14 protein-coding genes are annotated in these 26,920 nt (G+C 42.4%); 5 read left to right on the top strand and 9 right to left on the bottom strand.

Annotated features, from left to right (window positions below):
- Positions 1–10: 10 nt before the first annotated feature.
- From AC5JPY_RS12485 to AC5JPY_RS12450, 8 genes are all read right to left on the bottom strand, one after another.
- Positions 11–10,648: a two-partner secretion domain-containing protein gene (locus tag AC5JPY_RS12485; RefSeq protein ID WP_493852636.1), complete on the bottom strand. Its 10,638-nt coding sequence runs from the start codon at positions 10,646–10,648 to the stop codon at positions 11–13.
- 71 nt (positions 10,649–10,719) lie between these two features.
- A complete protein-coding gene (locus tag AC5JPY_RS12480) occupies positions 10,720–12,513 on the bottom strand; it encodes a ShlB/FhaC/HecB family hemolysin secretion/activation protein (RefSeq protein ID WP_493852635.1) in 1,794 nt (597 codons plus the stop codon).
- Positions 12,514–12,765: 252 nt separating this feature from the next.
- The gene (locus tag AC5JPY_RS12475) at positions 12,766–13,017 is read right to left on the bottom strand and encodes a helix-turn-helix transcriptional regulator (RefSeq protein ID WP_493852634.1); all 252 of its coding nucleotides are present in this window, start codon (positions 13,015–13,017) and stop codon (positions 12,766–12,768) included.
- Between the two features lie 167 nt (positions 13,018–13,184).
- The gene (locus tag AC5JPY_RS12470) at positions 13,185–14,096 is read right to left on the bottom strand and encodes a recombination directionality factor (RefSeq protein WP_493852633.1); all 912 of its coding nucleotides are present in this window, start codon (positions 14,094–14,096) and stop codon (positions 13,185–13,187) included.
- A 140-nt stretch (positions 14,097–14,236) separates the two neighbouring features.
- A complete protein-coding gene (locus AC5JPY_RS12465; RefSeq protein WP_493852632.1) occupies positions 14,237–15,391 on the bottom strand; it encodes a YqaJ viral recombinase family nuclease in 1,155 nt (384 codons plus the stop codon).
- Between the two features lie 115 nt (positions 15,392–15,506).
- Positions 15,507–16,502: a DUF932 domain-containing protein gene (locus AC5JPY_RS12460; protein WP_493852631.1), complete on the bottom strand. Its 996-nt coding sequence runs from the start codon at positions 16,500–16,502 to the stop codon at positions 15,507–15,509.
- 52 nt (positions 16,503–16,554) lie between these two features.
- The gene (locus AC5JPY_RS12455) at positions 16,555–16,842 is read right to left on the bottom strand and encodes a hypothetical protein (RefSeq protein WP_493852630.1); all 288 of its coding nucleotides are present in this window, start codon (positions 16,840–16,842) and stop codon (positions 16,555–16,557) included.
- A 187-nt stretch (positions 16,843–17,029) separates the two neighbouring features.
- Positions 17,030–17,788: a YagK/YfjJ domain-containing protein gene (locus AC5JPY_RS12450; protein WP_493852629.1), complete on the bottom strand. Its 759-nt coding sequence runs from the start codon at positions 17,786–17,788 to the stop codon at positions 17,030–17,032.
- A 597-nt stretch (positions 17,789–18,385) separates the two neighbouring features.
- On the opposite strand from AC5JPY_RS12450, the gene AC5JPY_RS12445 reads away from it, so the two are divergent.
- Positions 18,386–19,723, top strand: a complete 1,338-nt coding sequence (locus AC5JPY_RS12445) for a hypothetical protein (RefSeq protein ID WP_493852628.1) — start codon at positions 18,386–18,388, stop codon at positions 19,721–19,723.
- 300 nt (positions 19,724–20,023) lie between these two features.
- Here AC5JPY_RS12445 and AC5JPY_RS12440 read toward each other — a convergent pair whose 3' ends face one another.
- A complete protein-coding gene (locus AC5JPY_RS12440) occupies positions 20,024–20,269 on the bottom strand; it encodes a hypothetical protein (protein WP_319050185.1) in 246 nt (81 codons plus the stop codon).
- A 503-nt stretch (positions 20,270–20,772) separates the two neighbouring features.
- Here AC5JPY_RS12440 and dinB point away from each other — a divergent pair.
- From dinB to AC5JPY_RS12420, 4 genes are all read left to right on the top strand, one after another.
- Positions 20,773–21,858 carry a DNA polymerase IV gene (gene dinB, locus AC5JPY_RS12435; protein WP_493852627.1) on the top strand — a complete coding sequence of 362 codons (1,086 nt, stop codon included), beginning with the start codon at positions 20,773–20,775 and terminating at the stop codon, positions 21,856–21,858.
- 177 nt (positions 21,859–22,035) lie between these two features.
- Positions 22,036–23,238, top strand: coding sequence for a tRNA preQ1(34) S-adenosylmethionine ribosyltransferase-isomerase QueA (gene queA / locus AC5JPY_RS12430; RefSeq protein ID WP_443524411.1), 1,203 nt, complete (start codon positions 22,036–22,038; stop codon positions 23,236–23,238).
- A 111-nt stretch (positions 23,239–23,349) separates the two neighbouring features.
- Positions 23,350–25,128: a type IV pilus assembly protein FimV gene (locus AC5JPY_RS12425; RefSeq protein ID WP_493852626.1), complete on the top strand. Its 1,779-nt coding sequence runs from the start codon at positions 23,350–23,352 to the stop codon at positions 25,126–25,128.
- Between the two features lie 51 nt (positions 25,129–25,179).
- Positions 25,180–26,880, top strand: coding sequence for a FimV C-terminal domain-containing protein (locus AC5JPY_RS12420; RefSeq protein WP_493852625.1), 1,701 nt, complete (start codon positions 25,180–25,182; stop codon positions 26,878–26,880).
- Positions 26,881–26,920: the final 40 nt, after the last annotated feature.

Here is a 26,920-nt window from a genome sequence, read left to right as displayed (position 1 = left end):
ATACTCACATTTATTGATTGAATTTGAAAGGTGTTACTTTACCATCGACGTTTACTGTGACATTGAATTCATTAGGCCTTCCTGAATTAGAACTAGGATATTTTAGATCAACTTTAATTGAAACATTCTTACCAGCCTCAAGTTCTCTTCTTGCAAAGTTCTCCATAGCTTTCCAATCGCCTCTATTTAATGTTCTTGCCTGAGGTACCATATTTATTCTATCACCTGCACCGCCTAGAGAACTAGCAATTAAATGTCCACCATCGTCACCAGTAGCATTTTCTGCTTTACCTGCATTTCTTTGCTGGTTTTTGTTTCTATCCATTTTATTAAGAGATAATTCACCTTCTACTTTATTGACACGTCCTTTACTATCAGTTAAATATTTATGTCCGTTTGAAAGTCTATACTGCTTATTAGGTTGAAAGCTAGGCTGATTAATTTGACGATCCCAATTGTTTTTAGAACCAGCTTGAACATCAATGATAGGTTTAACTTTCTCACCATTTTCAACTTTCCTGATAAGCTGAGTGCCAGACACCTCAGTCGCTAAACCACTTTTTTTGATATCTTTTTCTACTAAGTCTTTGGCCTTCATTACATCTTCAAGACTTCCAGATGCTTTTGCTTCTTTATAAGCAAGCTTAGCACCATCACCTATTACTGGTATTATTGCAGCAGACGCGAAAACATAATCTAAAGCGGATTTTGCTTCATTTAAACCCTTAATATCACCAAAGACAGGTAAGAAGTCCGTTCCAATCAAAATATATTTTTGGTTCTTGTTTAAGAGTTTGCCAATAGGCCCATTGTTCATCTCCCACGTTTCTTTCATGAGCTCAGCTTTCGACTGACCATAAGTCTGAGGCCCACCGTCATTATTCTCAGCTGCAACCTTACTCGTCTCCGCTGCATTGGCTGCATCACTTGCATTACCTGTTGTTGCACCAATACCAGCACCCAAAGCACTAACAATACTACTAATCGTATCCTTTTGTTCAGCCGTTAGCTTATCGGTGTCTTTTTCGTACAGCAGCTGAGACAATAACGGTGCAGCGGCTTCTCCTGTACCAGCAGATACACTGCCAGTAAGTACATCATTTCCTGTAGCATAGCTGACGGCTGCCCCTAGTAAGGTATGAGCTAAAATATGACCTGCTTGCTGTCCATCAGTGAGTTTATTATCTTGATTAGCTTCAAGCTCTTTATAATACTGTCCAACTTTAAAAGACACCGCTGGACTGACAGCCTTAGCCACATAACCCGTCGCGCCATTACTGTTTGGTCCATATATTGCACCTGCGACGGCATCAAATAGCAGACCTTGGTTTACAAGCTTATCTGCCGCATCAAACTTTTCTCGTGCTGTCTCATAGTCTCCAGCATTGCTTGCTTCTTCTGCCTCATCTCTTAACTTCTTCTCTTTGGCGTTAATCTCAGTCTTAATCTTACGACGCTCTTGATCAAAGGCTTGGGTTATCTGCGTCTGCGCCCCAAGCTCCTCATTGATTTTCTCTGCATCAAAGCTATTCTCAAGGATGCCTGCATACTCGGCAAGGTTGTCTGTCGTAATATCTTGACTGCCTGCAATGCCTGTAATACCAGCGCGCGTCACACTGTTGTCACTGTCGCTATCGCTGCCATAACCTAAGCCATTCATACTGGCTTGCGGTTTATTATCGGTTTGACCGATGCTGAGTCCTGCTTGAATAGCATCACCGTCATAGCTGATTGTGTTATTAATATCTTGCGTGTCTATACCGTCTGCACTGGTGTAACGGTTACGTCCAGCATCACGAGCGGCTTTGGTGGTGGTGATTGCACCGCCTATGAGCGTGGTTTTACCGCCAGCAGTGAGATCAAGACCACCATCGCCAGTAAAGATGCCTGACTGCTCACCGACTGCTTGATAGTCTGCATTAAGGTTCGTCTTGCCACCATTGACCGATAGGCTAGAGCCTGCGCCACCGCCTGCTATGTCGATATCAGCACTAAAGCCCATGTTCTTTTGTTTGCTGTCGTAGGTGGCGGTGTCTTGTAATGATTCGATATTGACATCACCACCAATTTTGCCTTGGGCGCGATTTGTATTAATGACCCCGCCTTTGATGTTGACGTCATTACCGATGTCAAAGGTGGTGGTGCCACCAACGTTAATTTGGCTGTTGGCATAGGTGGTGCTATCACTGTTGGCATAGCCTTTAGCACGGCTGGCACTAGCAGTGATACCTGCACTAGTGTTTTGACCAAAGCTGGCATAACCCCCTATGGCGGTACTTGAGCTTTTGTTATTACTACGGGTATTACTGTTTTGCGCGACACCATTGACGTTTAAGTCATTGTCTGCTTGGAATAAGGCATCATTGCTGACGGTTAGACTACTGCCATTGATGTTGATATTGCTGTCTGACCCTGCCCCTGTAGCGATCAAGGCAAGATTGTTAGTATCAATACTTGAACCTTGACTCTTCTCCGTATAGCTGCTGCTGTTCGATTGGCTCTTTTGACTACCGATGGTGGCTTGTATGCGGGTGTTGCCCACTCCATTTTGAATACTACCAAGTGTTTCCTGTGCTTGCTCTGCAAGTGCTTGTGCTTTTAAAAGGCCGCTGATCGCTGCTATACCTTTCATACGTGTACTGCCTGTATTACCAGCAGCCTCTTCTAGATCTCTAATAGCGTTGACATTATCCACTAAACTATTAGAAACAGAAACAGTCAGACCCGTCTGCTTAAACTTTTGCTCGCTTTGACTGGTAGTGACATTCATATTATTATCAATATTGATGTCTTGCGCGCGTACCACTGCATTACCACGATTGGCATCTTTGATATCTTTACCAGTGTCAGCGCCCATACCTGCGATAAGATTGCTACCGGTCTGTTGATAGGTGCGCCCCGCGTCAATGATGACGTTACCGTCAATGGTGCCAACATTGCTACTTGCATATTGGGTCTCGGTTTTAGTATTGCTATCATCGGTTTGCTGCTTGCCGATGGTGAAGCCTGTGCTACCTTCGCTACCAAATATTCCTTTTTTCTTCTCTTGATTAGAGCTATTTTCGCTAAAAGTATTTTTTGCAGCCAATATACTGACATCACGACCAGCACTTAATTGGGTTCCGCTATCACTAAGCGCATTGGCTCCCGTCAAACTGATATCTCGTCCAGCTTGAATAGAGACAGTATCACCTTCAATGTTACTAAAGTTAGTCACTTCTCTACTTTTAGCACCACTCTCTTTAATAGTGCTACGAGATAACTGCCCACTAACTTTATAGCTAGATTTGGCATTTACGCTCTCAGAAGAAAGGCTATTCTCTATCTTGACATCTTGACCTGCTGAGATTCCTACAGGTCCTTCGTCACTTTTGACATTGCTACCTCTAATACTAATATCATTATCGGCTATTGCAGTGATACTACCTTTGGCAGTAACATTGCTACCCACTTCATTACTGACTTTTACAGTACGCTGATTGTCCTCGTCTACATATAAAGATTCGCTAAAGCCAGTCGTTAGGGTCCCTAGATTGATATCTTTACCCGCATACAGAACTGTATTACCTTGCTCAGTAGCATTGTCTATATTGACCGCTTTTAGGTTAATATCTTGTCCAGCAGTAGCTTGTAGTCGCCCTTTTAGTTCGTCATCGACATAAAATCCTGCAATACGATCAAGATTGATTCGTTTGCCATTGTTACTTTCTTGAGTGGTAGACTCAATATTAATATCATTGCCAGCAGTGGCGAATAAGGCATTATTGACTCTGACTTCTCCACCTACGTTATCAATATCTTCCACAGCATTGAGATTGACGATATCACTAGTCAGTAGACCTGAGATATTATCAATGTTATTTGCACTGATATTCATAACATCACGACCCATTACGACTCCCGAGACATTTTTGAAGTCTCCAGATAGGTTGACGTTGAATCCTTCTCCTGCAGATATAAGTGACCCGTTAGCTCTTAACTGTAGCCCCTCAGGACGCAAGTACACTTTCGGTACTAGGGCGGTGACTGATTTACCATCATCTAGGGTGACCGTCTCTTCAACTAACCATACAATATCACTGGTCAATTGTGCGACTTGGGCCGCTGATAAAGCTATCCCTGGTCGAATACTGTAGCCCTCAGCAAAGGTTAAACCGTTGTCCATGAGCATTTGATATTGGGTTTGATCATCTTGATTATTGTCTAAGAAATAGTTACCAGTTAGATGATGGATTTGATCGCGAATGAGTGCTTGCTCATAAAACCCATCTCCAAGCCTTTTTTGGGTAACGGTAGGATCAAGCTGTAGGCGATCTAGCATATAATCAGATGACAGCCACTTATTATAATTATTAAAGGCAGGATCTACTTCCACCAAATAGTTAGCATTGCTATCAGGATTGATACCGAACAAACTACTAGTAGGTAAAAGTGGACCATTATTCTGCACAGAAACAGTATCTTGGTTTTGATTATCGATAGCTTGCTGACGCCCGCTATAACTTTCTAGAGTCGCTTTATTAATATCGACAGCTATATTATCGGTATTTTTTGCTGCTTTGACGTCTGGTGACTGAGTATTACCGTCGACATTTTCAACGCGTTTTGACTCTAAGTTGTTGATAATATTTTTTTGGATAATCCGATTGTCTTGGACCGCCTCTGCGTCACTATTACTGATCGTTGTCTGCTCAATATCCTGCTGTGCAATGTCTACATTTGCATTTTTGATAAAGGTAGTGGTATCTAAATCGAAAGTGGTTTTGAGAGAATCGCTATAATCATCAGTATCTTTACGCGATTCCCATTTACTGTCTCCAAATGTCCCGTTGTTGTCTCTGGTAATTCTATATTGCAGTTGCGTGCCATTTCTCTCAAGTACGCGCTCACCTTCTGTACTGATATTCTTTACAGAGTTGCCATTAGTACTATTTACCGAACCACCAACGATAATTTCACTGTCAATATTGGTCAAATTATCTGAAAATATTAAATTTCCGCCAATAGTGATACTACCCGGGTCAGAGCTAAGAACTGCCGTCTCAGAAGTCGTTTCTTTAAATCTTTTACTGACATGCTTAGTTATTTGCTTACCATCGGGCAACTCAATACCCCATTTTGCATCAAACTCTTCAGTATAATCAATCTCACCAAACCACTCAAAAAATTCCGACGTATTGTCGTTATATTGAGTAGCTTTAGGATCATCATCGTTCCAAGTACGCCACAACCTAATTTCATCAGCAGCATATTCTTTACTCTCTAGTGATTCACTAAAGACCACTTTGGTATTTGGATCCTGCGTTACTTTGGTTGTCGTAGTGAGATATCTATTTTCATTATTGATGTCTGTCACATTTAAAGAAGCATCACCGATTACTTTGATGTCAGCAGAAGCATTGGTTAAAAGAGTAGCACTGCCAATAGTATTACCCGCATCATCTAAGCGGCCACCTACGGACAAACCACCTTGAGCATAGATCAGTGCGCCTTCTTCGTTGAGGATTGTATTTCCCGCTAATGCTAAATCACCACGTGACGCGATAGCACCACCAGTTGTATTACTACCACCCACATTACTTAGGGCAGCCGTCTTATCTTTGCCATTTACTAATCTATTAGCTTGTATCGCAATATCACCACCAAATATCTTTTCACTGTTTAGTAACTCATCAGATTTGATCGTTACTTTTCCAGCATTGATAAGACCTGTATTTTGAAGCGTATTATCTATGTTTACAGTAAGTTTTCCGCTATTCGCCTCTGCGATAATCTGTCCTGAATTATTAAGACTGTTGGCACCAATAGCAAGAGAGGAGATACCATCTATGCTGCCATTATTAGTCAGTGTACCCTTAGCTTGTACATCGTTATTATTTGCAATAACTTTGGCATTAATATGATTGGTGATATTATCTGCTGTTAAATCAACCTCCTGATTACTTTGAATTTTATTGAAGTTTTCAAGATTTTTAGTCGTTGTGATACTTACACTATTACCGGCTTCTACTATCCCTTGATTGGTAAAATCTCCTTGTGTCTTAAATACAATATTACCGTTTGCACTCATTGTTTTAGACTGATTAAAACCTGATGTCAAATCTACAGCAATATCCTGAAAAGAGAGAATACTGCCATTACCTGAGAGACTGCGTGCGGTAATATCATTGGTAATATTTGCAACAAGCGACCCCTCTTTATTGATAATATCAAGTTGTCTGTTGTCTATATTACTATCAGTTATAGATAAAGACCCGCCTGACGCCACCAATCCACTGGTATTATCGATGCTTGTATCGGCTGATATATTTGCCTGCTCTTTTGCCTCAATCAACCCTGATTGATTGGATAACGTATTGACATTAAGTGCAATATTGTCCGCTAGAATACCTAGATTATTCTGTCCTAGCGTTCCGTCATTGTTGAAGCTATCAGCTGATATGGTTAGATTTTTTTCACTACTAACAAGTCCTGACTGATTATTTAGCTGCCCACTAATATCGAGCAGCACATCTGCTTTACTGGCTAGTAGCCCTTTTTCATTAATGAGCTGATCAACATTAACTTTTAACCCATTCTCTGAGACAATATCGCCAGTTGTATTATTAATACTCCCAGCGTCAATCAATAGTTGCTTATTCTGTGAAGCAATGCGGCCATCAATATTGTTCAGCTGTTGTTGTACGTCAATTAGGCTGTCGTGGGCTTTGTCGGTTAAGATGATTTCACCATCTTGGTTGCTAAGTGTCTTGGCGGTTAGCTGAATACTACCTGCTTGAGTACTGGCGCCACTCAAGTCAATATCTTGTCCGCTTAAGGTTAAGATATTGCCAGTTATTAATTGCCCTTCTTGACCTTGTAGTTGCTCTGTGGCACTAATATTCAGCGCATCCGATCCTGAGTGCTGAATCACTCCTTTGCTATTGTTTAGGCGCTCGGAGTTGATGGTCAGGGTTTGAGCGTTACTGCCAAGATAACCACTTTGGTTGTTGATGTCAGCGATGGCTAGTGTCAGAGGCGATGCGCCCACATGACGGATGTCACCTGCTTCGTTGTTGAGCAAATCGGTATTGAGTGCCAATCCTTCAGCAGCAACAATGAGACCTGTGCTGTTGTCTATTTGCTTGCTTGTTAAGGCGATGTTATCACCATTGATAACGCCGTTTTTGTTGATCAGTGCGTCATCAGCTTGCATATCGATGCTGATACCTTGGCTACTGCCATCACTCAAGTCAAGGCTGCTGCCTTGCAGGTATATATCGCCAGTCGCAATATTGGTACCTGCATTACGCTGGGTGCCTGTACTAGTGACGCGCAATGTAGATGGGGTGTTGCTCAGAGTATTGTCGGCATTCAACCCTGCTATCATCTGTCCATCAGCACTTTGCACCAGGCTGCCTGTATTCACGCTGGTATTGCCTTGGGCGGCAATACTGCCTGTGTTATTCATCGCGCCTTGGTTGACTATATCTACGTCAGCTTGGCTGTATAGGCTGCCGCTGTTGGTCAAAGTACGAGTTTTAAGACTCAAGTCGTTGACGCTTGAAATTTGTCCTTTGTTGTCTATCTCACCAGCAGTGACTGCAAGACTACCCGTATCGCTCGCAACAATGCCTATACCTGCATTGGTGAAGCTCTCTTGTATCTGTAACTTATTATTACTAGATGCTGTATTTTTTGCAGCGACTTGGGTGGTATCAACCGCGACAATACGTCCATCGGTGTTATCGATACTTTGTGCCGTGATATCAAAGCGATTGGCTTGTACCACCCCTGATGTGTTGTCGATATCTTTGGCGACCTGCCACGTTTGCGCACCTACACTTAAGATCTCACCTTCAGTATTGTTCACACTGTCTACATTGATGCTTAAACGACTGTCATCATTGCTGCTTGTACCAGCGTGAATAATTTTTCCGCTACTGTTATCGAGCGTTGTGGTACTCAGTGTTAGATTATCTGAATTACTCGCAATCTCACCACGTGTGTTGTCGATGCCTTCTGCCATTGCAAGCGTCAGGTCTTGTTTGCCCGTTTGTGTCAGTTTGCCATCGGTGTTGTTTAAGCGCTGGGCATCAATCTCTAGCACACGACCACTTAGGACGCCTGCTGTATTATCTAAAGCGCCGTTCGTACTGCTTAAAGTAAGCTTATCTGTCGCTGTTATCGAAGCATTTGTAGTATTGATACCAGTACGAGCAGTTGTATTAATACTGCTACCTTGGGTGTTGCTGTCTAACAGACTAATGTCACCACCACTTAAGCTCACATCGCCTGTGGCAATATGATTGCCTTGACTGGTGATATCACCGCTCGCTAGGATATTGAGATTTGCACTGTTATCTAGCAATGTCCCATCAGCACTCATTCCTGCGACCAGGCTACCACTATCTGTCTGTGTGAGACTGCCAGTCGTCATATCCACATTACCGCCACTGGCAATCGCGCCACTGTTGTTAATGGTGCCTGCCGACGTTACTTGTGTGTCAGTTTCACCATAGAGCTGACCACTGTTGTTAACGCTATCTGAGCTTGTCGTCAGACTGCCTTGTGCGGTAATTTGACCATTATCATTATCTAGAGATTTACTGGTAATGACGGCATCTTTGGTACTGTTAATCGCACCTTGAGTATTCGTTAAATCACCACGACTGTTGATCGTCAAACCTTCTTGCGATATCAACTTACCACTGCTGTTGTTAATATGATGACTGTCAGTAGTTAACTTAGCACCACTTTGAATAACACCTGAGTTATTATTGATGTCACCATTAGCGTTCAGTGTAATATCACCATTACTGGCAAGCGTCCCTTTGGTATTATCGATATCGCTATTTGTGCTAATGTTAATGCCAGCATTAGTGATAATCTGACTTTCAGTATTATCAAAGTCAGTTAATTGCCAATCTATTGACTCAAGTTGCAAGCGACTGTCAGTATTAGAGGCGCTACCATTATCAGCGATATTTAGAGTACTGACCGCTAAGCTAGATTTATCTTGGTTAGCCACACTTTCGGTTGCAACATTGATCTTACCATTGCTATAGATACTGCCCGTATTGGTGAGATTATTTGCGTTAATATTGCCATCGCGAGTAATAACAGGTAATGGCGCGGGCGTTTCAGATGGCTGACTGGTTGGATTTGTACCCACACTACTGCCATTGTTGGCAGTCGTCGGCGGGGTTTTAGAAGGTGTCACACTGGGCGGAGTGCTACTATCACTCGGATAAAGATCTTGCCCGATGATACCGCCTTGCTTATTGATTAGCTGAGAGCTATCAATGGCAAGTTTTCCTGAGCCCGTTTGCAGCAGTGAGCCACTGTTATTTAATGATGCCGCTTTTACATCAAAGCTGCCTGTAGATATTTCGCCTGAGTTACTGATAACGCCTGTTTGCTGGAGTTGTAACGTATCGCGGCTACTGAGCACACCGCTGTTATTTAAGGTACTGCTATTCAGCGTAGCGGTCTCACGAGAGCTTGCAATCGTCCCTGAATTATCAACATCAAAGCCTTTGGTGACGATGTTAACCTTACCTTGATTGGCAATCATACTCCCTGAATTGGTCAGGTTACCGTTACTGTCTAATTGCAGACCTCCAGTGCTTGCGATAATACTACCCGCGTTGGTCACGCCCATGCCTTTATCCGTACCGATCAGACGGATTTTCCCTGCGTACATTGCACCCAGCGCTGAGACATCCAGCGCTACACCCGTCGCTTGGTTGGTGCTATTGGTTGCACTGTTAGAAGTAATGACAGTATCTTTGGCATCCGCTTCATAGCTGACTTTATTATCACCAGTGATCACATCTAAATTTTTGGCATAGATACCTGCATTAATCTCAGCGGTCTTGGCAATGATTTGAGTGTAATCACTACTGCTAGTATCTAAGCCATCACCATCGATACGAATCTTACCACCTGTCACATCAAAGCCTGTCAAGCGGCCTTGATCCATGAGTGCTTGACCGGTCGTCAACGTGGTACGGGAGGCATTAATAAAACCGCAACCAGCACAACTGATGCCCGCAGGGTTGGCAATCACTAGCTCAGCTCGGCCACCTGCAATCTCAGTGTAGCCGCTGAGATGACTTGGATCGCTTGAATTGACCTCGTTTAGAATGACGCGAGCCTCACCGCGTGCCAGATACGGGTTACCCTCAACCCAACCTGCAAGCTGCGTTTGTGCGTTTTTACGGCTGTTATTAAGGATGGCGCCGTCAGCACCAACATCAAACTGGCTAAAGACATTGCGTGATACGCCAGCAGCACTTGGCGTCTGAATATTGACTTGTGCCGTGCCATTTGATGCTTTCAAGACCGCAGCTTGCTGGGCAGCGGCGGCATTACGATCAGCGACAATTTTGGTATTATCGGCATAAGCGCTGTTGCTAACACTTGTACTAATAATAGTCGCCATACCAAGCGCTAGTAGCATATGCGCACGCAGGGGCGTAAACCTGCCGCCTTGATAGTAGCCATTAATTTGAGTGGCCGTTTGCGAGCCACCTACAATCTGACTGATCGCACTGCCACCCTCGCTAGGGTTACTTGTTTTACCTTGAGAGCGTGCGGCCTCTGACACCACCATGAGCATTCCACGGGCTTTATTAAAAATAACTCGGTAGCATTGAGCGTTCATGGTGGTGTCCTTTGAAATAATTTTTTATAGAAGAAGTTTGATAGCAAATATAATGTTGACAACAATATGATTTAGTACTGCCATCCAAGGCTAAAGCCTGTGACCCATTCTTTATCGCTAAAATTGTCAGGCTGGGCCAGTGGATAACCAGCAAATACGTCATAACTGGTACGAATCGGGGTGACATAGCCTTTTACCCCGACGACGCCACCAACTAGATGATGACCAAGTAGCAAATCATCTTGGTCATCATTATCAAGCCTCACATACCCTGCATCGACGCCTGCATAAACGGCATGTGGCTTGTCACCAATATAAGCACTCAGCTCTTGTCTTAAGATGGCACCATGATCCCCGCTCAAACTACGCTCGCCATCAAACCCGCGTACACTATAACGACCGCCAATACTCAAACGTTCATTCGGTACCAATGCCTCAGTTGCATACTGACCTTTAAAAGTGGCATGATAATTTAAGGCTTTATCAGCGACTTGAATGGGCTGGTTGACATCCATACCAACCTTTACGATACCCGCACGCGCACTGCCTTCATTAAATAACGCCTCAGGCGGGTCAATAGCATCAAAGGCACCTGTACCGCGCTGATACATCACATCGCCAATCCACTGCGTTTTACCAATAATAGTCTCGTAGCCTACCCCTGCTTGATAGCCTGCCGTGCGGCGCTTTTGTACCTCAACCTCGGTATCATCGATAAAGTTGCTTTGCTGCTTGGCAAAGCCGCCTGCTTTTAGATAGGTTTTGCTGTGATTATCACGATGGACCAAATGACTAACAAGCACGTCGGTGTTGTAGGACTCACCGCTATAAACATAGTCTTGATTGACCCCTGCGACGGTCTGATCATAGTTGTAACCACTGTGAGTTAAAATCAGCTGAGTATTATTAAACGGCAGTACATAACCGACGTTGTAGCCCCAGCTACCATTATCTTCGCCATCGCCACCACCATCTAAGTTGTGGTTATAAGAGAGGTATAACAGATCGTTGTGCCACGTTGGGTTGTCGAGTGATAGTGTCACATTGCCTTGATAGACGCCTGTACTGTCTTGGCCTGAATCATCTACGGTTGCCGATAGACGCCAGCGCTTGCCCTGTTGCCATTTAACCTGAAGATCACTATAACCAGGCTCAGCCATTCGACTGCTAGGTGCAATAGAGAAATCCGCGTCAGCGGTTGGTACGCGCTTAAAGTTTTCTAGTGCCTGCTCGATATCACGGACATTAAGCAAATCACCAGACTGCATTGGTATGGCAGGAGCAAAGTTGGCAGGGTTGCCGCTATTATCAATATACACAGGTCGACTGGTTTGAACATCGACAGCGGTAATTTGGTCAATACGACCGGGAATGAGGGTAAGCGTCAAGTGACCAGATTTGAGGTTTTGGTTCTGCACCAATACCCGAGTGGTGACGTAACCTCTTTCGATAATCCGGTTCTGTACATTGGTGACCAGCTGGTTGATATCATTGACTGATAGACAGCTACCCAGTAGGGATGATTTACCTTTGGTATAAGGCATGAGTGCGAAAGTAAATTTTTCGCTCAGCTCACCTGTTAGGTAAATATGATCAATATCGAAACAAGGGATTGAAGCAGGATCAGTATTCTGAGAACTGGCGGGCACTATAGAAGTGGAAGGTGCTTGTTGATACGTATCAGTATTTATACTGACATTAGGCTTAACCAATTGTTGCTGTTTTAAGGCGTCACTACGCTGCTCTTGATACTGCTCAGGCGTAATCGCATTGGCATTGACACCCATACAAATGCTGACAATACTGACCGTTAACAGGCTTAAAGTGTGGCCAGCTATATCTGTTCTCAAAATACTTGTATACATAAGTCCACCATTTTTATAATAGCGAATTATGCTGTTAATAGTCGATTATTGCAAGATATTCAATTCTATTTTAATCATTACTGCATTGTTGTTAATATAAAAAACTGCTGAAATGATTTGTTGAGCGTGTTTAAACTCATAAAAACTTACTCAATTGCCTCAAACAAAAAAATAGCATTTTGAAATGATCTAATTGGAACCTACTAAAAAAACAAACTGCCCTACTCTTAGTGGTAAGGCGGTTCAGTAAGCCTAGGCTGAACGCTCAGCTATCTTAGTTTCAATCCATTCTGCAATTTCACTAGCTACCCACACTACCCTAACCTTTGTAAGCTGTACTTTCTTAGGAAATGTTGAATCATAACGTTCGGAGTCTTCATTATTAAGCTCGTATATCGTGGAACGACTAAGACCTGTGTAATGACCAACATCTTTGATGCTTAGTAGCTGTGGGATGTGATTACATTGTTTGATTACAGGCTGTGTTGTATTAAAATTTTCCATGACTAGCTCCTTTGTAAGTTAATGAGAACCTTTCTTCTCATACAGTTACGGAGTCCCATATTTTTTTACGGCATCCCATGTAGTCCAGTGCCTAGACTTAGACAATGCAATAAAAAAGGAGCTAATTATTCAGCTCCCTTTTTATGCCGTATATCTTTACCACTGCTCTAACTTATAGCTGTCACACTCTCCCTTAAACTTCTTTCAATATTACCGACATTGTAGGAAGCCATACCTTTTTGTGACCCTCCTTGATGACTACTATCAACCTCATCTGTCTCTACGGAATAAAACTCTTCAACCATATCGAGCAAGCCATCACTATCAATCTCAAAGCACGAGTTCACATAGCCAAGCTTTGCCGCTGCCTCTAATGCTGCTTGATCAAAGCCATGTTCGCTAAGCTCCGCATCTATCGTTTGTGCATCTTGTACCGCTTGTTTCAGCGTTACATCATCGCGCAGGGTTAAGTCCACGAAGTAAATCGGCGTGCGATAGCTTTGTGTGGTGCTCTTACCTCTAAGCGTGAGTTGCAATGGTAAACACGACAGCTTATTACCTGATACTGCTGCAAAGTAGCTTAAGCGTGCTGCCAAGGTACGGATACTGTTAAAGCCAGTCGTTCGAAAGATAAACGTACCCAGCTCATCGTCTTCACTCAGATTTGCGTACAGTCTGCCATACGGCTTACAAGCACCGCCTTGTGCCAGTGGACAGCGATCAGGTGATGGGCAAGGCAGTTGCTCGACACCATTATTGGTTCTGCGCTGACATTGTTCGCCATCACCCACACATAGTGGACGACCTGTTTGTCTATCGAACAGCGTGTACTCTGCTCTGAGGTTAAGCTCAGGATCATTAAACAACATGCGTACGGGTATCTGTCTGAGTTTACCGTCGTTCTTTTCGCGTAGCTTTGCATCGAGTGGATGATTGATCCAGCCATCTTTGTTCTGAACTTGACTGGTGATAGTGAATTGGTCGTCTTTGGCAGGGAGACGCTTGCCGTCTTTTACAATGACACGTCCAATGCTGATACGACCTAAGACTGGTGGGGTTATCGTTAGACCTTTAATCATGATGGTATTCCTTATATGTTTAATGGAATGTGTTTGCCCATAAAAAAGCCCACCTGTGCTAGGTGGGAAATTATGCGCTTGCTTTGATTTATTAGCTTTGACTGGTTGATTGTTGCGCTGATGATTGAGTGATCTTTAGCTTAGTCATTAAGTACAACGAAGCGTCTGCTGCCTTGCTTTGTTTTACTAAATTGCTTAAGCAATTCAGGATGGGCCTTGATGACAGCTTTGCTATCTAGACCAATGCTGTCTTTCGAGCGCTTCCACGAAATAGCGCCTTTATCAAACACAGCGACCTCGTTATCGGCAATCAGCGTTTGCAGCTGATGCTTCACTTGGTCATGACGCTGCTCTAACTCCTGCATATAGTCACGGTAGCTTAGTAATTGCTCAAACAGCTTGTTAGCACCGTCATCATTCGTTAGATCAACCTTGCTTGAGGGCTTAGCCATTGGATACAGCTGCTTTAATGCACGGGCGGCTGACTCAGAATGATCAGGGGTTGGCGGAGTTTCTGTTTCCACGTACTGCCAGAACAGACGCTCATGCTCAATGATAGAATCAATCAAGTGCTCGTCACGCTCAACTTTATAAATCTTCGCTTCATGTCCACAAAGTAGCACGCAGATATGTGCAGCCTGTTTACCAGTCACTGCCAGTTGATGCTGGACTTGGCAGGTAACGTACAACGGCACGCCATCACGCCACAGCTTGGCACCATGTTCACCAGCGGTTTTACACTCTAGTATCTGTACCTCGTCATTGCCAGTGATGGCATAGTCTAGGTTAGCAAGCATAAAGGCTTTATCAGGATCAGGGTGCTGCAAGATGGCATTGACGCGGCGAACCTTATTGCCGGTATGTTCTTGATAGTATTTAGCCACCATCGGCTCTAAGGTATTGCCCCAGTACAGTGGCGAATAGCCTTCAATGCCGTTATTACTACTGGCATCAATGTTTGAGTTCGTGCGTCCTGTTTTAATCATCCATAGCTCAAGCATGGATAGGTATGGATGGATACCACAAGCGGCTGCGGCATCCGAGCTGCCAATACCCTGCTTGCGAAACTGTAGCCAATCTTCACGGCTTAAATCTTTGGTATTGATTAAACGCTTAGGCGTGGTTGATGTCTTTGCTTGAACAGATTTATCAACCGTTTCATTTTGCTTTAGTGTGACTTTTACTGGCTTGCTCTTGGTTTTAGATTTAGCGATTCGAGACGTCTTACCTGTAATGACTGAACGTTTAGGTCTTAGCTGAGTCGTGGTTGTATTGTTTAATGCAATCATGTTCATGGTGAACTCCTTTATTAAGTTTATTCTTGGTGATCTGTGGATGTGCCTTGGTTCATTGACGGCATAAAAAAACCACGCTCAAAGGCGTGGCTGATTCATTAGATAGATAGAGTGGCTAGGCAATTAAGCGTAGCGCTTCATCAAGGCTTTTGTCTTTGAGTTTAGCGCCTGCGCCAAACCATGCAGAGTCCAAACGATGATCTCTCGACATGGCACGTCGTTCATGATCGACATATTCAGTCATGGCAGAGAGTAAGCCATAAGCCGTATCTTTGGCAGAATCTAGGTCAGCACCGCGACCTTGACCGTTAAACATATTCATCACCTGATTCATCGCTTTTGCATTAGGAACCGCATCTTTTTCCTTCTTAGCCGTATTAAACAGAATAAGGCCATCGTCCTTAACATCGTTAAACACACGATTTAAATAATTGGCCGCTTCTGCTTGAGTGACTCGTCTATTGCTCAATTGCTTCATCTCATAATTAAACTCATTCCATTGATTGACGGATACGCCTAATTGCTGCTTAACCTTTTTGGCATCAAAGGTAGTGCTATGCGGTACTTTCACCACACCGCCACTACCATCAGCTAAGCTGATCGCTAAAGTGTTATTACATACCACGCGAATATTGGTAAATTGTGCTGTGGTGGCAAGCGTGCCATCACAAGCAGTTGCTAGTAGCAAATAGCCATGACTGACATCACCGCCGCGTAACGTCGCGGATTGCCCCGTACGGGCGAGTGCCCAGAACTTACGTCCACCTTTTAACACCCCTGCGGTCTCCAGCTCAAAGTCAGCTTGTTCAGTCAGGTCACGATAAAACTCTAAAATCTCACTGGGTTGTACTTCTTGATAGCGCTGACTCACAACAGATAGTGGCTCTAAAGTGTCACTACGGTACAGTACCTTGTTATTGTCATAAGGCATGATTAGGTTTTGACCTTTATCATTGGTTGCCATGTAGCTCACATCTGATGATTCAATACGCCAATCCATACCTGCTTGCTTAGCCCAGACTTCAATAGGCTGCTTGGGTGACAACTCGTTGCCAAGTCCGTGCCAAGGGGTTTCGCCAACGTATGCCATGCTCTCGATTAAATGTGCCATGTTATTGCTCCTCTATGGTTCGATAAAATAAGTACTTGGATAAGTGAGTAGGTCAGATACTGAAGGTATGCTGACAGGTATTGCATAGATAGCGCGGTGTGAGAACCGCTTTAACGAGTGGCGGTTGGATAAGCTTTTGTTGTGCCAGATTAATCACGGTAGCAATAGCGCCACCTGCGACCGTACCAATCATGGGGTTGATCTTATAGTACTTGCAGACGCTAGCACCGATACCAGCAAGTAGCTTCGGTGAGAACATATCCTCTGCCATACCTTGCGTACTGGTATCCATATTTTCTACGACATTGGCTGAATGACAGTTGGGACAGATAGGTTTCATAGTATCTCCTTGATAGTGGCGCATAAAAAAGGCCTGCTATGAGCAGACCTTGATTAAACGTTTAGGGATAGATGGATAAGGTAGCTAGGCTCCTTATCTAAACTCATGGGGATACTATATATCTGAAATTATTTTGCTATTAAGGCACATCTATATTGTAGCTGTGTCGAACATCGTCCTTACTGAGCTAGTGAGTAATGCTTTGCCCAAACGTATTCATATTCGGTAAAGACACTTTAAGACGCTGATAGCTACCATCAGGCTTGTCAGGACTGGTTAAATACAAGGCAGCATTAACTGCATTCTCGACTTCCTGTGAATTCTTACGATGGATCATCCCAATACCAAGTTTACCGTAGCGCGTAAGCCCTTCCTTATATTCCCTAGTATTTAAGATAAAGCAATATCCAATATCATCAGTTATATCTCGCCATTTTTGTCCAACTCGATCAGCTAAATAACTGTCCTGGTAATGTTTTGAGCTATCAAAGATCAATAGCAAATGACAGTGAAAGCCACCATTATTCTCACCCTGTTCTAACGACCAGGCATAACCCAATAAATGCGTAAAACAAGTATCGCCATTATGAATAGCCTCTCTTAGTTTTTTCATATGAAAGTCAAAATCACGAATAGTAATGTGGTGACTGAGGTCTTGTATATATTTTAAATCCACTCTGACAAACAATAATCTTGAGTAATTTGATATTAGCATTCGAATATTATTTTCTAAACGTTCGCTATTTTTATTACTTTGATAATACCAAGCACTATAATCTTTTTTGACTGCCTTTTCATAACTTAATATCAACCGAATAAATTGCGCCGTCTTTTCGTTATCCCAAAATACATTATAAGCATAATTATTGCCAATAACTATATTGGTACTTTCTATAAATGCTTGGATAGGTTTTGAATATCTATTTTCAGGATTAAGGCTAATCATGAACGAGTAATAGAACTCGTTCAATTGACTTTTGATTTGTTGAAAATTTATCGTACCATGCAGTATCTGTCTGACAAGTCTGTCGACGTTAGAGATAAGTTGTGAGTGATTAACAGGTGAGTAGATCATGGCTTGATTTCCTATAAATATAAAGTTGAATGGATGTTACATATATTCATAGGGTTGTGTATTTCTTTACAATTGAGTGCGGATAGGATCTGCCTTAGTTAGGTAATACTTAATATAAGTTATATTATAGTACCAACAGTTTGAGGGTCTACAGATCACAATTTTCTGCAAGCCACGCTTGGGCTAATGAAAAATACGATACAGTAAATCACTGTGTTTCGTAGAATAAAGTGAAGATGGAGTTAGCTGATTGTGATTGATGTCAATTTATAAAAAATTAATAGCTAAAGCATATATAATTCCTACAACATACTAAATTTATAACGACGTTTTAATGACGTTTTAGTGATATTATAATGACGAAAAATTCAACAGTATGACGATCAGTAATTAGCAAGAAATGACTTGCCTTTAGTTGTTGTATGGAGACAAATAATGAGAAACGGACTTAGAAATAGGAGCCAGACTTTGATAGAGAATGAAAGGTATATTGAAAAAAAGATCAATGCTCTTAGCATTTACAATGTGTATTGGTGCCTTTTCGAGTTGGGACGACGAGGTCGACTACTAACAGAAACTGTATTAAAAAACGACTCATTTTGTAAATTACAGTTGATAAGAATTTTAAAACAGCAACGATATAATGTTAGAAATTTGAATATACTTTTAGAAGTCAGTGCGGAAAACAGCATTCCATTGTCATACGTCAAGTGGTTCTACGACGATACAAGAGCCGCACTATGGTTAAATATGGTTTTAAGAAACACTATCAATTCAAGTGAATCAATAATCACAGAATCCGATATATCAATTTTTATTCATGATGTTATTTTCAATAAAAAACTACTGATATCGAATCAAGAAATTATTGATAGAACTAACGATTCACAAATTGCAATGAAAAAGATAGCTTTAGAATTGTTAAAAGACGCTTATCTTCTTAGTCAAGTAAATTCAACAGATATTAAATGGCTGACTAATAATGGAGGTAGTGTTAAAATAAACCATATATATCAATATATGAATAAATTGCATGATCTTAACAATTTGAGAAGAAACAAAGAGAATAAAAAAAAGAACGGAGGGCGAAAAATAAACATTGATAAGGATGGGTACCAACAGGCTTTAATTTGTTCTGACACTATTAAATTTAAAGCGACAGATATACCTATGCGGCTTTGTCACATACTGGCATCACTAGATTATTGGATGTTTGATACTTATTGGCTTTACAAAGAGGGTAAAGTTGTAGACAGAGAAACGGCTGATAATAGAGGCCTCTTTATTAGTAATATGGAAGACGTTTGGAATTCGAAGCAAAGGCGTGATCGCAATAAAATTAAGAAAAATCAGGGTATAGATCTCACAAGCGACAATAAGAAAAACCTAAAGTATCTTGCTAAGGCTTATGGTAAAAAACAGCGTGAAGTCTTAAACGACTTAGTTGAATCTGCTTATAGTCAAATGAGAGGTCAAGACATTCAGCTAGACCCATCTTTTCCTAATCAATATGCTTCTTTTGATAAGATACCTCTAGAGCAGCCCTGTAATTCGCAAAGCGAAGATAGTGAGGAAAAGTCCATTCTTAAAGAAACCTCACGTACTGACAATAAAGAAGAGCGGAGTCGCTCGTATGATACAGATTCCGCTATTTCATCAATGTACGATAATGAAAAGCTACCAACTGGCACCCCTCCACCCAAACAGGAAGCTAGTTCACTACAAACATTTCTTCCTGAAGAAAATTATGGAAAACAAATCAAAGATGCAGGTAATGTCAATACAGATAGCTATCATAAGTTATAACTCAAGACAGGGATAAATTTTCTAGCTTGCGTAAAATTAAGGTACAATACACTTATTAAACATTCATCTTTGATCCAAAATTTTGAAATCAATATTCTATGTACACTGTGGTGTACACAAAAACTCATTAATAATATTTTTTTATTTAATATCAATAACTTAACTAATATGTATCGTTCCGACCACTGGTACCAATATGTAGTACAATTCAACCTCCCCTTTCGGAGGTTTTTTTGTGCCTGCAACTTTATGACTATTACGTTACGCTTGTCACTTCTTACTGGCAATATTTGCTTGTACTTATACCGCTACTTCGTATTGCGTAACCGCACTTATCTTAATCGGTACGGCATAGCTCCATGGCATGCCCGCACTGCAGTAAAAAAATCCATCACGGAATGATACGATATAGGCGGTAAAGTCATTGCCACAATGATCCATCATTGCTTGCTCATCGCTGTCATCACAAACCGCACACCATATTCGCTTGGTACCGCGTGCTAGCATTGCCCGTGTTAGGTCACTCCCCTTCAGTTCGTTATTCATCATCGGCTCCTTGACATCCTGCACTCTCTCACAATACCTACCTTTCAAGAGTTGATTTATCCGTACTCAATTCGTAAATTTGGTATTAACGACAAACAATGTTTTCGTATAAAAAAGCATGTTAGGCGTTATTTATTTTTTACCGCGCTTATTACTATTGAGTATCTACTAGTGTAAAACTTTAATGGACTGACTGTAATAGATAGCTATCAGATTAGCGATGAATGGCAAAACTACTAAGACAAACGGCTTAGTTGAATAAAAACACTTAACAAACTTTTTAATAAAACTGGGCAAAAAGAAACAACTGTTCACTAACGTTGCAAAAGCATGAAACTTCCTATCTATCTAGAACAGCGGTGCGCCACTTATATTATATTTACTTTATGATATATATCAAAATATGGATATTAATGCAACTTTGTTTATCAGTTTTTATTGGCTCCTATCAAATCTAACAATTGATAATAGAAAAAGTCAGCAAGTCAGGTAAAATATCGACTATGAACATTTCTGAAGAATCCAGTCCTCGCAAAATCATTCATATTGATATGGATGCTTTTTATGCCAGTGTTGAGCAGCGCGACTTTCCCGAGCTTCGAGGTAAGCCATTGGTAGTTGGCGGCGATCCTAACGGTCGCGGTGTGGTTGCTGCTGCCAGTTACGAGGTGCGTCAATTTGGCGTACGTTCAGCAATGTCCTGTTATGAGGCGCGTAGACGCTGTCCAGAGGTGGTATTTGTCAGACCGCGTTTTGAGGTTTATCGAGCGGTCAGTAGTGACATTCGCCGTATTATGCATAGTTTGACCCCCCATGTTGAGCCATTATCACTAGATGAAGCCTATTTGGACGTTACTGGGCTTAGCGCGCACAAAGGCTCAGCAACGCTAATGGCCAACTGGTTGAGGGCACAAATTCTAGAGCAGACAGGGTTGACTGCTTCTGCTGGCGTCTCATTTAATAAAATGCTGGCTAAAATTGCTTCCGATATCAATAAGCCCAATGGCACCGCTATCATCACACCAAAAGATGCTGATGCGTTTATTAGTACGCTACCTATTGAACGCTTTCACGGTATAGGGAAAGCAACAGCAAAGCGATTGCATGCGATGGGTGTGAGCAATGGCGCAGATCTCCGGCGTGTGCCAGCAGCTACTATGGTTGAAGAGTTCGGTAAACGTGGTCAGTTTTATTACGATATCGCTCATGGCCGTGATGAGCGACCAGTCAAGTCTGAGCGTACTCACAAATCAGTCGGTTCAGAGACGACTTTTAGAGATAACTTGAATGATAATGACGAGCTGCGTATACAGATTTATGAGCAGAATGCTGATGCTTTTAGCCAGCTGCACAAAAAAAACCTCGTTGCCCATACCATCACGCTCAAAATAAAATACTCGGACTTCACTCAAATTACGCGCTCGCATACTTTATCTACCACTTTTGATAGCGCTGAGTCTGCACATTACTGGTTAGACAAGCTATTTGCAGATATTCCACGCGAGCTGCCCATTCGGCTGGTAGGTGTGACCTTTTCTTCTTTATTACCTTCTACGCAGTTATTGCCTCAATTAACTTTATTTGAATAACCTAATCGCTGACTGATGGTTATTTTTAATAAAAGCAATCAGTTTCGTATTTCCGCTTAGGCTATTACTCTGTTCTAACAGTCATATCATACGCTGCTATCATCGGGTAAAGTATCCTTTCATAAAAGCATTTCTGCTACAATTATGCCAAAATCTCTATTGAACTAAAGACTGATTATGACTGACTCTCACACTGCATTTACTGATACAAACACATCGCTTGATACCATCGCCAATAACGATACCTCAAACTATTTGAGCGTTGAGGACTATGATTATGAGCTGCCAGATAGCTTGATTGCCCGCTATCCTCTAGCACAGCGTTCTGCTTCAAAATTGCTATACTTGCCTGCTAACTCTCAGACAAACACTACTCGAATAGAAGACTGTTTGTTTTCTGCATTGCCCGACTTATTGGATGCAGGCGATCTAATTGTCTTTAATGATACAAAGGTAATGAAGGCGCGTCTGTTCGGCCAAAAAGATACTGGCGGCAAACTTGAAGTCCTGATTGAACGCTTAGTTAATCTTGATGATTTAGATACTGCAGCCCTGCATCTAAAAGACATGAGTGATGAGCCAGTGAATCAAGAACACATTGCGCTTTGTCATGTAAAAGCAAGCAAAGCACTTAAGCTGGGTCAGCGCTTGCAACTTGCTGACGGTCATATGAGTGCTGCAATGATTGGACGTCAAGACAACTTGTTTATTTTGGCATTTGATGCGCCGATTTTACCGCAATTAGAGCTCTATGGTGAACTTCCTATTCCACCTTATTTTGAGCGTCATGCCGATGAGACTGACAACACTCGTTATCAAACCGTTTTTCATGATCCTACTAAGCTTGCTAGCGTAGCGGCTCCTACAGCGAGTTTGCACTTCGATGAAGCGGTACTGAGCAAGCTTGCAGAAAAAGGCATCAATACTGCTTTTGTCACATTACACGTTGGGGCTGGTACCTTTGCGCCAGTCAAAACAGACAACCTACTCAATCACACCATGCATAGCGAATATGCACACCTACCGCAAACGACGGCCGAGCTAATCAATCAGACTCATGCAAATGGGAACAAAGTTATCGCTATCGGTACAACAGTAACTCGTGTCCTAGAGACGGCTTATCAAAAGACAGCTATGGACGGGCAAAAGCTCTCTAGCTGGTCAGGTGATACCGATATTTTTATCTACCCAGGATTTAAGTTTGGCGTTATCGATCGATTGTTAACGAACTTTCACTTACCTAAATCAACACTGCTGATGCTAGTGTCGGCATTTGCAGGCAAATCATCTATTGAGCACGCCTATCAACATGCTATTGACAAACAGTATCGGTTTTTCAGCTATGGTGATGCCATGCTGTTAGATAGAAAAGTTGACTAAACATGACATAAACATTTTGTGCATTGCACACAACAGTTGTGAAATAAACTGGTAAACTAAACCGTATTTTGTTATAACAGCAAAGATAACTTATATCCTAAAGGACTACTCATGTCTTGTCATCTATCTCGTCGCTTGACTCCTGTACATCGCGCGGTATCGATGGCAATGCTTTGCTCTATAGGTTGGGCGGTCCTAGTATCAAGCGCACAGGCAGCAACTATCGGTAAAACGGTAGTTACCTCAGCTCAGCATGAGCCACTAGCCGCTAGTATCGCTGTTAGCAATATAGAAGCAGCGGACTTTTCAGCCAGTTTGGCAAACTCTACTATCTACCAGCAAATGGGGCTCTCCCCTACTGACTCTATGATGGTACGATTTCAACCGACCTCGGCGACCAGTGGCCAGTTGCTTATCACTACCTCGCAGCCTGTATCCAAGCCGTTTGCTGATGTTGTTTTGGCGATAAACGACAAGGGGCAGCGCAATATGTTACCAAAAACATTACTGATGCCTTTGAAAGAAACCCTGCCTATCAATACCAGTAACACTATGGCGACAGCAGCAAAGAAACCAAATCTACCTAGCGTCTCTGCAAGTACTGCCATGCCTTTGACAGTCCGCAGAGGTGCTCCGCCACCGCTGATTTCGGTACCTGCAATATCCTCGCCTAAATTATCAACGCCCCAATTATCAACACCAAAAGCACCAACAGACGCCTTATTGGCGACCACGTTAGCGGCGCCTAACGTACAAGCGCCCACTGTGACCGTTACCTCACAGGTCAACCGTCTCGCTTATGCACCTAGTCGCCTTGATAATGGACGTTTGAAGCGTATCTCTGATACAGATAATAATTCTAGCCCTACTGATAATCGCGGTAACTTAACAAACTCTATGAGCAATAGCCTCTTGAGTACCGCAAGTAGCAATAGTGGCTCGGCGACAATTGACAGTAGCGCTATCAATGAACGCTCTAATAAAAACAGCATAAATACAGTGGCAGCAGATAAACCAAGAACCAATCAGCAGCTCGATATTCTCAATATACAAGTGACACGTCAAATACAGCCAAGCAGCAAAGCAGATGCTATAGCAAGCTCACCTCTCGTACCAACGAGCAAGCCCATAAGCGTATCAACAATCGCGCAAGATGCGAGTGATACTCCTACGGCGGCCTCTCAAGACCGCAAGACCGCGGATAGCACAGCACTACCACCTGATGATTCGACGACAGCCAGTAATAAAGTTGTGAGTAGCGCTACCACTCAGTATCAGGTACAGCGCAACGATAGCTTGTGGGTGATTGCTCAGCAGATTGCAGAAGAAAACAATCTAGATACGCCAACAGTAATGAAGCAGATTCAATCACAAAACCCTGATGCCTTTATCAATAAAGATGCCGATCAGTTAAAAGCAGATGCGAAGCTGAGCCTGCCCAGTTACGATATCATACCGTCGCAGCAGAGTTTGGAAGCTGCTATTAGCGCCCAGAGACAGTATAACCGTAGAGCAAATACACCTATAACCAAAAAAGCTGCACCATCACCAACCAAAAAATCATCTGAAACAGCGCAAGTAGCCAAGCGTCCTGACACACCTACAACGACTAAAACAAAGATACTGCCACAAGCGCAGTTTTCTGTGCTTGCCCCTGGTAGTGACGGCAATGCAGATGGAACACAAGCAAAATCTGCAGCGGATACTGGTAATGGTCTAAGCACTGATATTTTAGCAACGCTCAAATCGTCAAGACAAGGAACAGCCTCACAGGCGAAGCGTTTGTCAAAGACTAGCAGCGCACTCAATAGCTATACTAAAAAGCTCCAACTACAAAATCAAAAACTGGCTGAGCTACAAGCTCGTCTTAAAAAACTACGCAATCAATAATTGCCTAACTGATCAACGCAAGACGCTATGATCATAGGCGTAGGAGTAACAATGGACAATATGCTATATATTATCGCCGGATTGGTGCTTATTCTGTTAGTTGCAGGCTTGTTATTGCGCAAAAACAAAGCACAAAAACAGAGTGCTCAACCCCCTGTCAACTCGCTAAGAAACTCTGCTACTCGGGCACCGCAGACGGATTATGGCACTACTGCCCAAAGCAATGAACACGCTAACAATAAATTTGATCACATTACCATTGCTCAGCGCTTCATAGATCAACAACGTTATGACAAAGCGATCGAAACAATCAATCGTGGTCTAAGTGAAAAACCTAATGATGGTCAATTATCTATCAAGTTACTCAGTATATACGCCACTATTGATCAGCCAGAAAACTTCGATAACGTCTATAACACCATTAAACTTAATAACGATGGCAAGACCCTTACGCTCGCTGATGAACTCAAAGATCTGTATGTTGGCGAGCCACGTCCAGTCGCTACACAAGAACTAGCAACTGAGGATGCTGTTGATAATACCTTTGACGGTCTAGATTTTGATTTACCAACCAGCCAAGTCAATGACACAGATACAATCTCTGATCAGCCAGTCTTCGAAGACAACAAAGATATTGTAATAGACGAGCCTATTGCTCAGCCAGTACTTTCCGATGAACTCAATGATACCAGTCCAACTACTGAAAATGCAGCAGATAGCTTTGACCTGACGCTTAGTGATTTAGAAAGCGACTCATTAGAAAGCGACTTAGAAAGTGATTTTGACGAGCCTCATACTACTGCTGACAATCCTGTTGCACCATTGTCTATTACAGATGATGACGCCTCTATTACATCTACTGATGAAAATACTGAAGTTATTGAAGACAATGATTTCAGTGACTTTGAGTTTGATTTTGACTCGACGACTGACGATACGTCGACTGACAACGCTATCATCTCAGATACTGTAGACGACCAAAACGAAGAGTTAGCGTTAGAAGATGACGATTTTGTCTTAGATTTTGATGACTTAGCAGCGGATACAGATACAGCAATAACTAACGATGTAACTGATAACTTAGTAGGCACTTCTACTGATCCTGTCCAAAGCAGTGAAGATGACTTTTCTTTATCTCTAGATAGTTTAGATACGCCAGATAACGTTGATGCTGTCTCTAATGTCGATACCGGTTTTGATAACGAATTATCTACTACCGAAGAAAGTAATGACCTCGATAGCTTTATTTTAGAAAACACTGACTTTGAAGAAGTTGCTGCTGAAGACAATACGTTTGAAAACAGCACATTTGAAGATGATAGTTTTGTAGATCTTAATCTTGAAGAACAACTACTCGCTGATGATATTGAAGATAGTCCTGTTGAAGCGTCGGATGATTCATCACCTGCACCGCTGAGATTTGATGACAATACAAGCATAGATGATGATTTTGGTATTGATGATGCCGACTCTTTATTAGAAGCTCCCGCTTCTACAACCGCACCAGTAGAGATCGAAACTGATAACACCACTGAAGCTGTTGAATCAGTAGAAGACTTTTCATCACGCTTTGCCGCTGATTTCGATTTTGTGAAGTCTCTAGATAGCAATCAGGTAACATTGGACTTAGCAGGTCAGTATCTACAGCTGGGTGAGTATGATAGTGCAAAACGTTTATTGAATGAAGTGATTGCTCAAGGTAATAGCGAGCAAAAACAACAAGCACAAGTGCTGCTTGAACGTACTGCGTAATCAACAAACAAAGTAGTCATCAGCAAGCACGCCTTAATCA

This window comes from Psychrobacter sp. H27 (assembly GCF_059072655.1).
This window is presented reverse-complemented; position numbering and strand designations above follow the sequence as displayed.

Bases quoted from the DNA above. Each gene is read 5' to 3' on its own strand.
- AC5JPY_RS12475 (WP_493852634.1), bottom strand. From the start codon at position 13,017: ATGGAAAATTTTAATACAACACAGCCTGTAATCAAACAATGTAATCAC.
- AC5JPY_RS12470 (WP_493852633.1), bottom strand. From the start codon at position 14,096: ATGATTAAAGGTCTAACGATAACCCCACCAGTCTTAGGTCGTATCAGC.
- queA (WP_443524411.1), top strand. From the start codon at position 22,036: ATGACTGACTCTCACACTGCATTTACTGATACAAACACATCGCTTGAT.
- AC5JPY_RS12455 (WP_493852630.1), bottom strand. From the start codon at position 16,842: ATGAAACCTATCTGTCCCAACTGTCATTCAGCCAATGTCGTAGAAAAT.
- AC5JPY_RS12465 (WP_493852632.1), bottom strand. From the start codon at position 15,391: ATGAACATGATTGCATTAAACAATACAACCACGACTCAGCTAAGACCT.
- dinB (WP_493852627.1), top strand. From the start codon at position 20,773: ATGAACATTTCTGAAGAATCCAGTCCTCGCAAAATCATTCATATTGAT.
- AC5JPY_RS12480 (WP_493852635.1), bottom strand. From the start codon at position 12,513: ATGTATACAAGTATTTTGAGAACAGATATAGCTGGCCACACTTTAAGC.
- AC5JPY_RS12460 (WP_493852631.1), bottom strand. From the start codon at position 16,502: ATGGCACATTTAATCGAGAGCATGGCATACGTTGGCGAAACCCCTTGG.
- AC5JPY_RS12425 (WP_493852626.1), top strand. From the start codon at position 23,350: ATGTCTTGTCATCTATCTCGTCGCTTGACTCCTGTACATCGCGCGGTA.
- AC5JPY_RS12420 (WP_493852625.1), top strand. From the start codon at position 25,180: ATGGACAATATGCTATATATTATCGCCGGATTGGTGCTTATTCTGTTA.
- AC5JPY_RS12440 (WP_319050185.1), bottom strand. From the start codon at position 20,269: ATGAATAACGAACTGAAGGGGAGTGACCTAACACGGGCAATGCTAGCA.
- AC5JPY_RS12450 (WP_493852629.1), bottom strand. From the start codon at position 17,788: ATGATTAGCCTTAATCCTGAAAATAGATATTCAAAACCTATCCAAGCA.
- AC5JPY_RS12485 (WP_493852636.1), bottom strand. From the start codon at position 10,648: ATGAACGCTCAATGCTACCGAGTTATTTTTAATAAAGCCCGTGGAATG.